Annotated in this window: 9 protein-coding genes; 7 read left to right on the forward strand and 2 right to left on the reverse strand. The window is 67.5% G+C overall.

All coding sequences use genetic code 11. From position 1 onward, the window contains the following. Positions 1-486: 486 nt before the first annotated feature. Positions 487-1,419: a response regulator gene (locus D3273_RS25970; RefSeq protein ID WP_129229862.1), complete on the reverse strand. Its 933-nt coding sequence runs from the start codon at positions 1,417-1,419 to the stop codon at positions 487-489. Next, positions 1,412-4,828: a hybrid sensor histidine kinase/response regulator gene (locus tag D3273_RS25975; RefSeq protein ID WP_129229863.1), complete on the reverse strand. Its 3,417-nt coding sequence runs from the start codon at positions 4,826-4,828 to the stop codon at positions 1,412-1,414. The genes D3273_RS25970 and D3273_RS25975 overlap by 8 nt, the downstream gene beginning before the upstream one ends. Before the next feature lie 188 nt (positions 4,829-5,016). Here D3273_RS25975 and urtA point away from each other — a divergent pair, with 188 nt between their 5' ends. From urtA to D3273_RS30080, 7 genes are all read left to right on the forward strand, one after another. Then, positions 5,017-6,300: an urea ABC transporter substrate-binding protein gene (urtA, locus tag D3273_RS25980; protein ID WP_129229864.1), complete on the forward strand. Its 1,284-nt coding sequence runs from the start codon at positions 5,017-5,019 to the stop codon at positions 6,298-6,300. 80 nt (positions 6,301-6,380) lie between these two features. Further along, positions 6,381-7,307: an urea ABC transporter permease subunit UrtB gene (gene urtB, locus D3273_RS25985; RefSeq protein ID WP_129229865.1), complete on the forward strand. Its 927-nt coding sequence runs from the start codon at positions 6,381-6,383 to the stop codon at positions 7,305-7,307. A 28-nt stretch (positions 7,308-7,335) separates the two neighbouring features. Then, positions 7,336-8,547, forward strand: a complete 1,212-nt coding sequence (gene urtC / locus D3273_RS25990; protein ID WP_129229866.1) for an urea ABC transporter permease subunit UrtC — start codon at positions 7,336-7,338, stop codon at positions 8,545-8,547. A 5-nt stretch (positions 8,548-8,552) separates the two neighbouring features. Next, positions 8,553-9,302 carry an urea ABC transporter ATP-binding protein UrtD gene (urtD, locus tag D3273_RS25995; RefSeq protein ID WP_129229867.1) on the forward strand — a complete coding sequence of 250 codons (750 nt, stop codon included), beginning with the start codon at positions 8,553-8,555 and terminating at the stop codon, positions 9,300-9,302. Between the two features lie 8 nt (positions 9,303-9,310). Then, positions 9,311-10,000, forward strand: a complete 690-nt coding sequence (gene urtE / locus D3273_RS26000; protein WP_129229868.1) for an urea ABC transporter ATP-binding subunit UrtE — start codon at positions 9,311-9,313, stop codon at positions 9,998-10,000. 61 nt (positions 10,001-10,061) lie between these two features. Further along, entirely contained in the window at positions 10,062-11,291 is a 1,230-nt protein-coding gene (gene fmdA / locus D3273_RS26005) for a formamidase (RefSeq protein WP_129229869.1), read from the forward strand. A gap of 53 nt (positions 11,292-11,344) precedes the next feature. After that, on the forward strand, positions 11,345-11,614 hold the full coding sequence (locus D3273_RS30080) for an FmdB family zinc ribbon protein (protein ID WP_165359705.1): 270 nt from the start codon (positions 11,345-11,347) through the stop codon (positions 11,612-11,614). The last annotated feature ends 23 nt before the right edge of the window (positions 11,615-11,637 follow it).

Below are 11,637 nucleotides of genomic sequence, written 5' to 3' on the forward strand. Positions count from 1 at the left end.
ACACGGTCTGGGACATGAGCCCCAGACTCGCACATCCCAAACCCGTCGTGAATCATCCGATTGGTTCAGAGCACTAGCAGCAGACGGATCGTGGCACGGTGGAGCGCGACGCGTGTCTCCTCGCTACGTTCGTCTTGCCTGCGGCGGGGGCGCGACGGCATCGGATTCGCAGGTTGAATGACGCTGCCCCGAAGCCTAGGCGACGTTCACAAGCAGGCAAGTCTGTATTTTTTGCACATTCTGCATTGTTTGGAAGCAAATCGCGCCGGCCTGCTCCGTGCTCAAGGCAGCTACGGAGTCGGGCGGTGGCTTGCCCACGGACGGCTTCGCAGCGGTCCATCTGCTGCTCGTCCCGAGGGATTGGGGCTAACTTAGCATCACTCTCAACCCGATGATAGCGGGATGGGATGAGAAGCGGAGCGGCCGTTTCAGCAAACGTCAACAGCAAAAGCAGACGCAGATTCTTCTGCTCGACCAAGCCACAGGTCAGCCTGCGGCGCGGCCCAGAAGCGTGAGGACCAGCGCCGCCGCGGCGGTGCGGTTCTCGACGCCGAGCTTGGCGTAGATTCCCTCCAGGTGCTTGTCGACCGTGCGGGTGCTAAGGCCCAGGATCTCGGCGGCGTCGCGGTTGGACTTGCCCTTGGCGATCCAGCCCAGCACCTGCAACTCGCGCCCCGTCAGGCGGTAGGGCTGGAACAGGTCGGGCGGCAGGTCGTCGGGCTCCTCCGGCATGAGGCGCAGCAGAAACTCGTCGGCACCGATCCGCCCGACCCAGCACACGGTCACCGGTCCGGCCGCGGCCAGCGACAGGCTCACGGCATCGCGCCTCCCGTCGGCGAGCCCCGCGACGGCCTGCGGTCCGATCGCCGTGGCGAGCCAGTCGCGCAAATCTTCGGGCAGGACGCGCGCAGCGCCGTCGGCCGAGACTAGCGCCTGCGCTCGCGGGGTCAGCCACAGGACCCGCCCCGCCCCGTCCACCGCCATAAGGTGCCGGCCCGAGGCGTCGAGCGCCGCGCGGGCGCTGCGCGCCGTCCGGGCGGTGGCGAGGTGGACGCGGATGCGTGCCACGAGTTCCTCCACCGCGAGCGGCTTCGTCACGTAGTCGACGCCGCCCGCCTCCAACCCCCTCACGATGTGCTCGGTCTCGCTAAGGCCGGTCATGAAGATCACCGGCACGTCGCCGAGGCTCGGTTCGGCCTTTAGCCGGCGGCAGGTTTCGAAACCGTCGATGCCCGGCATGACCGCGTCGAGCAGGATCAGGTCGGGGGGCAGCCGCTTCGCGACGCGCAGCGCCGAAGTGCCGTCAAGCGCCACCATGGCGGTCATGCCCGCCTCGTCGAGCGCGTCGGTGAGCAACGTGAGCGTTTCCGCCGCGTCGTCCACCACCAGCACCATCTCGCGCAGGCTCGGCTCATGCATCGACGTCCGCCTTCTCAACGGCGCCCGCCCTGTCCGCCAAGGCTTCGAGCTCCGCCATGAAGCGGGGCAGGTCGCAGCTCTGCGCGAGCCCGCGCAGGCGCGCAACCGCGGGACCGCGGCCGGGATCGTCGAGCGCGATCTCGTCGAGCTTGAAGCCGATGCCGCGCACGAGGCCGAGCTCGCCCAGCGCCCGGAGGTCGGCGATGTCGCGCGGCGGTAGGGTGATCGAGGGGACGAGCCGCTCCGCCGGACGCGGGGCGGCCCCGTCGGCCTCTTCCAAGATCCAGCCGAGCCCGAGCAGGCGCCCGATGGCGGCGAGCACTGCGTCGAGGTCGACGGGCTTGAGGAGAAAGCCGTCGTGGAACGGCTCCGCCGAGGCGTTGCGATGCACCTCGATGGCGTTGGCGGACAGCATCAGCACGCGGGCGTCGCGGTGCCCCGAGCGGCGCAGCCGCTCCGCCAGGGTCCAGCCGTCGAGCCCGGGCATGGACACATCGAGCAGGAAAAGGTCGGGGCGGCAGTGTTCCGCCAGTGCGAGGCAGCTCGGACCGTCGGGCGCGCTCATCAGGATGAAGCCGAGCGGCTCCAAGAGCTCCACCATCAGGTCGCGGTGGACAGGGTCGTCGTCGACCACCATCAGGGTTCGGCGGACCCCGGCATAGCCGCGGATGCGCCGCGCCGGGGCGGCGGCCGGGCGCGGATCCGTCACCTCGGACAGCAGCAGCTTCACCGCGAAGGCGCTGCCGCGGCCGGGCTCGCTCTGGACCGTGACCTCGCCGCCCATGATGCCGGTGAGCAGCTTGGTGATGGTGAGGCCGAGGCCGGTGCCGGTGCCGGGTTGCGACTGGCCGAGCGCGCCGCGCTCGAAGGGCGCGAAGATGCGCTCGCGGTCGTGCTCGGCGATGCCCGGCCCCGTGTCGACCACCGTGAATTCCGCGATCGGGCTGCGGTAGGCGAGCCGCAGCACGACTTCGCCCGCGGCCGTGAACTTCACCGCGTTGGACAACAGGTTGATCAGCACTTGCCGCAGGCGCTTCTCGTCCGTGTGCACGGCATCGGGCAGCACGGCGGGGCGCTCGATCCGGAACTGGAGGCCCTTGGCCTCCGCCTCGACGCGGATCATGCCGCCCAATCCATCGAGGAACTCCGCCAGTCGGACCTGATCGCGCTCGAGGTGGAGGCGCCCGCCCTCGATCTTGGCGATGTCGAGTAGCCCGTCGATCAGCCCGGACAGGTGGCGCGCCGAGCGCCCCACCACGCGGATCTGGTCGCGCGGTCGGCCGGCCACCGCCGGATTGTTCTCCAGGAGCTGCGTGTAGCCCAGGATGGCGTTAAGAGGCGTGCGCAACTCGTGGCTCAGCCCCACCACGTAGCGGCTTTTGGCGTCGTTGGCGGCCTCCGCGGCCTCCTTGGCGCGCTGCAGGGCGGCGTCGGTGCGGCCGTGGGCCTCGATCTCCTCCATCAGCAGCTTCGCCTGCCGTTCCATCTCGGCCTCGGCGGCGCGCCGGCTCTGGCCCGACAGCACGAACAGCCAGGCCGCCACGCCCACCACCAGAACGAGACCGAAGAAGGCCCGCATCAGGACGGTGCCGACGCTCGGCGCGTCCGTCGCGGGCGAAGAGGCGCTTTCCAGCCCCACGAGCCCCAGGATGGCACCGATGGCGGCCGAAGCCAGGACGAAGATGGCAACGTAGCGGATGAAGGGCGTGCCGAGCCGCCCCGCGACCGGCTCGGGCAGGATGGACCGCGCGACGGCGCGCGCCTGGGCGCCCGCGGTCGCGTGGGGCTTGCAAAGGTCGTGGCAGCGCGCGTCCAGCGAGCAGCAGAGCGAGCAGATCGGCCCCGCATAGGCCGGACAATGCGCCATGTCCTCCGGCTCGAACGGGTGCTCGCAGATGCAGCACAGGATGGCGTCGCGGTCGCGCCAGCCCTCGCACGGCGCGCGGGCCAGGTAGTAACGGCCGCGCGTCAGGGCGGCGATTGCGGGCACGCAGGCGAAGCTCACGCCGAGCGACAGGAAGGGCGCCAGCGCGTGGGCGGCGCTGCCGTAGAGGCCGAGCGTCGCGGGGATCGAGCAAGCGCAGGCGAGCAGCATGGCGCCGAGCCCGACCGGGTTTACGTCGTAGGAATGGGCGCGCTTGAACTCGATGTGGCGCGGGCTCAGGCCGAGCGGCTTGTTGACCGCGAGGTCGGCCACCAGCGCCGCCACCCAGGCCACTGCGACATCGGCGTAAAGGCCGAGCGTCTGTTCCAGCGTCTTCCACACGCCGAGTTCCATCAACAAAAGCGCGATGACGACGTTGAACACCAGCCAAACCACCCGCCCGGGGTGCGAGTGGGTGAGCCGGGAAAAGAAGTTCGACCAGGCGATGGAGCCCGCATAAGCGTTGGTGACGTTGATCTTGAGCTGCGCCAGCACGACGAACAAGCCTGTGGCGGCGAGCGCCAGACTCTGGCCCGGCAGCACGTGGCCGAAGGCGGCAAGGTAGAGGTGAGTCGGGTCGCCGGCCTCGGCGAACGACACGCCGTGGCCGAGGGCGAAAACCGCGAGGAAAGACCCGGCGAGCAGCTTGGCCGCGCCCAGCACGACCCAGCCGGGTCCGGCTGCGAGCAGGGAAAGCCACCAGCGGCCCCGCTCGCCGGCGCGCGCGCGGGCCGGCAGGCGCGGTAGGAACCGCAGAAAGTCGACCTGCTCGCCGATCTGCCCGGCGAGCGAGAAGACCACAGCGGCGGCGGCGCCGAACAGCGGCAGCGACAGGGCGCCGGACGGGTCGCCGTGCAGCCCGGCGAAGGCCGTCCAGCGGGGAATCGCGCCTGGATCCATCAGCAGCAGGCCCGCGAAGGGCACCACCTGCAGCACCAGCCACACCGGCTGCGTCCAGAGCTGGAAGCGGCTGATGAAGGTGATGCCGTGCGTCACCAACGGGATCACGGCCAAAGCCCCGACGAGATAGCCGACCGGGCGCGGCACGCCGAAGCACAGTTCCAGCGCGGTCGACAGGATCACCGCCTCGATGGCGAAGAAGATAAAGGTGAAGGAGGCGTAGATCAGCGACGTCACGGTTGAGCCGAGGTAGCCGAAGCCGGCGCCGCGCGTCAGCAGGTCGATGTCGACGCCGGCGCGAGCGGCGTAAAGGCAGATCGGCACGCCGCCGGCCGCCATCAGGCCGCACACAACCAGGATAGCAGCCGCCGCGTTGGAGAAGCCGTAGTTCAGCGTGATGGCGGCCCCGATGGCTTCCAGCGCCAGGAACGAGATGGCGCCCAGCGCCGTGTTGGCGACCCTGAGCGACGACCAGCGCCGCGCGCCCTTGGCGGTGAAGCGCAGCGCGTAGTCCTCGAGCGTTTGGTCTCCCGCCCAACGATTGTATTGGCGCCTGACCCGGTCGATCCGCTGCGATCCACCCATGTTCCCGGCCTTCGCTGCCCTGCTCAAATCCAGTCCCGATCCCGCGACACGTCCCCACCTTACCGGTCATTTTGCGGTGCAACATACGCGATCCTACGTATGGCCACCCCGGCCCGGCTCCGACACTTTGGCGGCCATCGGAGCGCTTGGAGCGCTTGCGCTCCTCCCCCCGCCTCACCGGAGCCGCCATGTCACGCGACCACGACGACCCGATATCCTCGCCGCTGCGGCGAAAGCTGCTTCAGGCGCTCGCCGCGGTGCCAGCGGCCGGCGCGTTGGGAACAGGTACGCTCGGCCTCGCCGCCTCCCGCGCCCTGGCCGCGACCTCGCCCACCTCGGGCGTGAACACCACCGGCCTCGCCGTGACGGACGACACCGTGACGGTGGGCATCCTCCATTCCGTCACCGGCACGATGGCGATCTCCGAAACGGGGTCGGTCGAGGCTGAAAAGCTCGCCATTGAGCAAATCAATGCCCAGGGAGGCGTACTGGGCCGCAAGATCCTGACGATTCAGGAAGACGGGCAGAGCGACTGGCCGACTTTCGCCGAGAAGGCCCGCAAGCTCCTAGTCGACGACCATTGCGCCGCCGTTTTCGGCTGCTGGACGTCGGCGTCGCGCAAGGCCGTGCTGCCGGTCTTCGAGCAGTACAACGGCATGCTCTACTACCCCACGTTCTACGAGGGGCTGGAGCAGTCGAAGAACGTCATCTACACGGGCCAGGAAGCGACGCAGCAGATCCTCGCCGGCCTCAACTGGGTGCAGGACGAGAAGAAGGCCAAAAGCTTCTACCTGCTCGGCTCCGACTACATCTGGCCGCGCACCTCCAACAAGATCGCCCGCAAGCACATCGAGAACGTGCTGCACGGCAAGGTGGTCGGCGAGGAATATTTCCCGCTGGGCCACACGCAGTTCAACTCGGTCATCAACAAGATCAAGCTGACCAAGCCCGACGTAATCTATGCCATCGTGGTCGGCGGCTCCAACGTCGCCTTCTACAAGCAGCTGAAGGCGGCCGGCATCGACCTGTCGAAGCAGACGCTGATGACGATCTCGGTCACCGAGGACGAAATCCTTGGCATCGGCGGCGAGAACATCGCGGGCGCCTACGCCTGCATGAAGTATTTTGAGTCTCTGAAAAACCCGAACAACGAGAAGTTCGTGCCGGCCTTCCAGGCGAAATACGGCAAGGACGCGGTGATCGGCGACGTGACCCAGGCCGCCTATCTCGGCCCCTGGCTGTGGAAGCTCACCTGCGAAAAGGCGGGCTCCTTCGACATCGACAAGATCGCCGCCGCCTCGCCCGGCATCGAGTTCAAGGGCGCGCCGGAAGGCTACGTGCGGATCCACGAGAACCACCACCTGTGGTCCAAGACGCGCGTCGGCCGTGCCCGGCCGGACGGGCAATACGATGTGGTCTACGAGACCGCGGACCTGATGGAGCCGAACCCCTTCCCCAAGGGATACCAATAAAGGATCCACCACCGCTCATCCCTGCCTTCGCGGGATGAGCGGATCTCGCTTTCCCTCGTCCTCGCGCCCGGAGCCCGCCCATGCTCGGCGACTACACGCCCGACCAACTGCTCTCGATCTTCGCCATGCAGGGCTTCGCGGGGCTGATACTGTTCTCGGTCTTCGTGCTGATGGCTCTGGGGCTCGCCATCATCTTCGGCCAGATGGGCGTCATTAACATGGCGCATGGCGAGTTCATGATCCTCGGCGCTTACACGACCTTCCTCACCTCGAAACTCTTCGCGCTGTATCTGCCCGCACTATTCCCGATCTATTTTTTCGTGGCGATGATCCTGGCTTTCATCGCCGCGGGCGCGCTCGGCATGCTGGTCGAATGGGCGCTGATCCGCCATCTCTACCGCCGTCCGCTCGACACGCTGCTGGCCACCTGGGGGCTCAGCCTCATCCTGCAGCAGACCTACCGCTCGGTCTTCGGCGCGCGCGAGGTCGGCGTCGAGCTGCCGCAATGGACCATGGGCGCCGTCAGCCTCACCGACACGATCGAGGTGCCGATCAACGGCATCTTCGTGATGGTGCTCACGCTGCTCATCACCGCCGCGGTGGGCCTGCTAATGTACCGCTCGGGCTGGGGCCGCAAGGTCCGCGCCGTGGTGCAGAACCGCACCATGGCGGGCGCGGTGGGCATCGACACCGAGAAGGTCGACCGCATGACCTTCGGCATCGGCTGCGGCATTGCTGGCGTCGCCGGCTCGGCCTTCACCATGATCGGCTCGACGGGCCCCACCTCGGGCCAGCTCTACATCGTCGACACCTTCCTGGTGGTGGTGTTCGGCGGCGCCCAAAGCCTGCTCGGCACCATCGCCTCGGCCTTCACCATCTCGCAGACCCGCTCGACGCTGGAGTTCTTCACCTCCGGCTCCATGGCCCAGGTGGTCACGCTGCTCGGCGTGGTGATTATCCTGATGCTGCGCCCGCAGGGCCTCTTCGCCCTCAAGGTCCGGCGCTGAGACTCGAGAAAAGCTGGAGAACAGCCCCATGCCTTCCGCACCGGCTCCCGCGACCGGCCCCGCTGCCTCTCCGGCCGCACGTGACGAGTCCACCCTGTTCGACACGAAGGAGTGGCTCGCCTTCGCCCTCGTGGCGGCCGTGATCCTCGTCGTCTTCCCGCTGTGTCTCGACGCCTTCCGCCTGAACCTGGTCGGCAAGTACCTCACCTACGCCTACGTGGCGCTGGGCCTCGTGCTGTGCTGGGGTTTCGGCGGCATCCTCAGCCTTGGACAGGGCGTGTTCTTCGGCCTCGGCGGCTATTGCATCGCCATGTTCCTGAAGCTCGAAGCGTCGAGCGCGGCCAACACGAAGATCCAGTCGACGCCCGGCATTCCGGACTTCATGGACTGGAACCAGATCACGGCGCTGCCGTGGATGTGGCAGCCGTTCCATTCCCTGCCCTTCGCCCTCCTGGCGGTGGTCCTGGTGCCCGTGCTGGTCGCCTTTGTGATCGGCGCCGCCATGTTCAAGCGTCGCGTCGGCGGCGTGTATTTCGCCATCATCACCCAAGCGGTGGCGGCCATCGCCACGATCCTGATCGTCGGCCAGCAGGGCTACACCGGCGGCATCAACGGCATCACCGACCTGCGCACGCTCCACGGATGGGACATCCGGCAGGACGGCGCCAAGGAGATGCTGTATTTCGTCAACGCCGGGCTGCTGATCGGCTGCATCCTGCTGGCGCAGTTCGTCAAGCGCTCGAAGTTCGGCCGCATCCTGGTGGCGATGCGCGGCAAGGAGGACCGGGTCCGGTTCTCCGGCTACAACGTCGCCAACTTCAAGATCTTCGTGTTCTGCCTCGCGGCCGCCTTCGCCGCAGTCGGCGGCGCCATGTTCACCCTGCAGGTAGGGTTCATGTCCCCGTCCTTCGTCGGCATCGTGCCCTCGATCGAAATGGTTATCTACGCGGCGGTGGGCGGGCGCACCTCCATCTTCGGCGCTATCTGGGGCACGCTGCTCGTCAACTACGCCAAGACGAGCCTCTCCGAGTCCTTCCCGCAGCTGTGGCTGTTCGGCCTCGGTGCCCTCTACATCGGCGTGGTGATGCTGTTCCCCGACGGACTCGCGGGCCTGTGGAACAGCCACGCCCAGCCCACGCTCGACCGCCTGCTCGGCCGCCGCCCTACCCCTGCCGTCCAGGGCCCCGCGTCGGGCGCCACCCAGCCGGCCACCCTTCCGCCCCAGACCGCCGCGGAGTGAGCGCGATGACCGGCTCCAACACCGACTTCCTGCTCGCCGTCGAGGCCCTGACGGTGTCGTTCGACGGGTTCAAGGCCGTCGACGACCTCAGCTTCTACGTCGACGAGCGCGAGATCCGCGTCATCATCGGCCCCAACGGTGCCGGCAAGACCACGGTGCTCGACCTCATCTGTGGCAAGACACGGGCCACGTCAGGCTCGATCAAGTTCCGCAACCGCGAGCTGACCAAGTTGCGCGAAAACGAGATCGTCCAGGCGGGCGTGGGCCGCAAGTTCCAGACGCCGTCGATCTACGACGACCTCACGGTCTTCGAGAACTTGGAGATCTCGTATCCGCGCGGCCGCACGGTGTTCGGCGCGCTGACGTTCCGGCGCGACGCCGCGGTGCGCGAGCGCGTCGAGGAGATCGCCGAAACGATCTTCCTGGCCGACCAGCTCGAGCGGCGGGCCGAGTTCCTGAGCCACGGCCAGAAGCAGTGGCTGGAGATCGGCATGCTGCTGATCCAGGACCCCGACCTGCTGATGCTCGACGAGCCGGTGGCCGGCATGAGCGTGTCCGAGCGGGTGAAGACCGCGGAGCTACTCCACCGCATCATCCGCGACCGCTCAGTCATCGTCATCGAGCACGACATGAAGTTCGTCGAGGATATCGCCCGCAAGGTCACGGTGCTCCACCAGGGCCGCATTCTGGCCGAGGGGCCGATGAGCGACGTCAAGGCGAACCCCAAGGTCGTCGAAGTCTATCTCGGACATTGAGGACACCCATGCTCAACGTTTCCGACCTACATGTGGCCTACGGGCAGAGCGAGGTGCTGCACGGGCTGAACTTCTCGGTGAAGCCCAACGAGATCGTGGCCATCATGGGCCGCAACGGCATGGGCAAGACCACGCTCATGAAGTCCCTGATCGGCATCGCGCCGAGCAGCCGCGGCTCGGTCGCTGTGGCGGGCCAGGAGCTCGCGGGGCTGAAGAGCCACCAGCGCGTGGCCCGCGGCATCGCCTACGTGCCGCAGGGCCGCATGATCTTCTCCACCATGACGGTGAGGGAGAACATCGAGACGGGGCTCTCGGCCTCGAAGGAACGTACGGTGCCCTCGGACATCTACGACCTGTTCCCCGTGCTGCTGGAGATGAAAAGCCGGCGCGGCGGCAACCTGTCGGGGGGCCAGCAACAGCAGCTCGCCATGGCCCGCGCGCTGGTCAGCCGCCCCAAGGTGCTGCTCCTCGACGAGCCCACAGAGGGGATCCAGCCCTCCATCATCCGCGACATGGCCCGCACGCTGAAGCGCATTCGCGACGAGCGCGGCCTGTCGATCCTGGTGTCCGAGCAGGTGCTCAGCTTCGCGCTCGACATCGCCGACCGCGTGCTCGTGATCGAGAACGGCGAGATCGTGCGCGAAGACGCCCGCGCCGACGTCGACGAGGCCGCGGTGTCGCGCTTCCTGTCGGTGTGACGCCCCCTTGCCGGCGCTGCAGCTGCGCCGCCCCGGCTTTTTCCCCACCCGGAGAACCACGATGGCCGATACCCTCATCAAGGTCGACCTCAGCCAGTCGGCCTATACCAACGAGAGCGTGCACAACCGCTGGCACCCGGACATCCCGATGGTCGCCTGGGTGAAGCCCGGCGACGACTTCATCGTCGAAACTTACGATTGGACCGGCGGCTTCATTAAGAACGACGACTCCGCCGACGACGTGCGCGATATCGATCTGTCGATCGTACACTTCCTGTCGGGCCCGATCGGGGTCAAGGGCGCCGAGCCCGGCGACCTGCTCGTAGTCGACCTGCTCGACATCGGCGCCAAGAAGGAAAGCGAGTGGGGCTTCAACGGCTTCTTCTCGAAGCAGAACGGCGGCGGCTTCCTCACCGACCACTTCCCCGAGGCGCAGAAGTCCATCTGGGACTTCAAGGGCATGTTCACGACGTCGCGGCACGTGCCGAACGTGCGCTACGCCGGGCTGATCCACCCCGGGCTCATCGGCTGCCTGCCGTCCAAGGAGCTGCTCGCCACCTGGAACGAGCGCGAGGTCGGGCTGATCGGCACGAACCCGACCCGCGTTCCGCCGCTGGCCAACCCGCCCTTCGGCCCGACCGCCCACATGGGCCGGCTCGGCGGTGACGCCAAGGCCAAGGCCGCCGCCGAGGGCGCCCGCACGGTGCCGCCGCGCGAACACGGCGGCAACTGCGACATCAAGGACCTGTCGCGCGGCTCCAAGATTTATTTCCCGGTCTACGTCGACGGCGGCGGGCTCTCGATGGGAGACCTGCACTTCAGCCAGGGCGACGGCGAGATCACCTTCTGCGGCGCTATCGAGATGGCCGGCTGGGTCCATCTCAAGGTCGAGGTGATCAAGGACGGCATGTCGAAGTACGGCATTAAAACGCCGATCTTCAAGCCCTCGCCGATGACGCCCAATTACAAGGACTATCTCATCTTCGAGGGGATCTCGGTCGACGAGAGCGGCAAGCAGCATTACCTCGACGTCAATGTGGCCTATCGACAGGCGTGCCTCAACGCCATCGAATACATGAAGAAGTTCGGCTACTCGGGCGCCCAGGCCTATTCGATCCTCGGTACCGCGCCCGTGCAGGGACACATCTCGGGCGTGGTCGATATCCCGAACAGCTGCGCCACGCTGTGGCTGCCGACCGAGATCTTCGACTTCGACGTCAACCCGACGGCGGCCGGCCCGCAGAAGCTGGTGACGCCCGGCATCACCATGCCGCTGTCCCCCGACCTGTAATGACGACCGGGGCGGCGGGACCGCCGCCCCAACCCGCCGCGCAAGGATCACCGATGCCCCATTACGACTACCTTTGTGCCGGCTGCTGCAGCTTTTCCGAGGTCCGGCCCATGGCGGAGTCGGCGCTGGCGCAGCCCTGTCCGTCCTGCGCCATCCCGGCGCCGCGCGCCATCCTGACGGCACCGCGGATGGCTGGGATGTCGAGCGAGCGCCGCGCCGCTTTCGCGACCAACGAGCGCTCGAGTCACGCGCCCAAAATGTCTGGTGGGGATCACGTCCGTCAAGGTGGTGGAGTTTGGTCTGGTGCTCACCGCGGCTCCTGACGGGTCTCAGGCTGCGATGTGGG

Source organism: Lichenibacterium minor, from assembly GCF_004137685.1.
Taxonomy (GTDB): domain Bacteria; phylum Pseudomonadota; class Alphaproteobacteria; order Rhizobiales; family Beijerinckiaceae; genus Lichenihabitans; species Lichenihabitans minor.

Coding starts and splice junctions, on each gene's coding strand:
- fmdA (WP_129229869.1), top strand. CDS start 10,062: ATGGCCGATACCCTCATCAAGGTCGACCTCAGCCAGTCGGCCTATACC.
- urtC (WP_129229866.1), top strand. CDS start 7,336: ATGCCTTCCGCACCGGCTCCCGCGACCGGCCCCGCTGCCTCTCCGGCC.
- D3273_RS25970 (WP_129229862.1), bottom strand. CDS start 1,419: ATGCATGAGCCGAGCCTGCGCGAGATGGTGCTGGTGGTGGACGACGCG.
- D3273_RS25975 (WP_129229863.1), bottom strand. CDS start 4,828: ATGGGTGGATCGCAGCGGATCGACCGGGTCAGGCGCCAATACAATCGT.
- D3273_RS30080 (WP_165359705.1), top strand. CDS start 11,345: ATGCCCCATTACGACTACCTTTGTGCCGGCTGCTGCAGCTTTTCCGAG.
- urtA (WP_129229864.1), top strand. CDS start 5,017: ATGTCACGCGACCACGACGACCCGATATCCTCGCCGCTGCGGCGAAAG.
- urtB (WP_129229865.1), top strand. CDS start 6,381: ATGCTCGGCGACTACACGCCCGACCAACTGCTCTCGATCTTCGCCATG.
- urtE (WP_129229868.1), top strand. CDS start 9,311: ATGCTCAACGTTTCCGACCTACATGTGGCCTACGGGCAGAGCGAGGTG.
- urtD (WP_129229867.1), top strand. CDS start 8,553: ATGACCGGCTCCAACACCGACTTCCTGCTCGCCGTCGAGGCCCTGACG.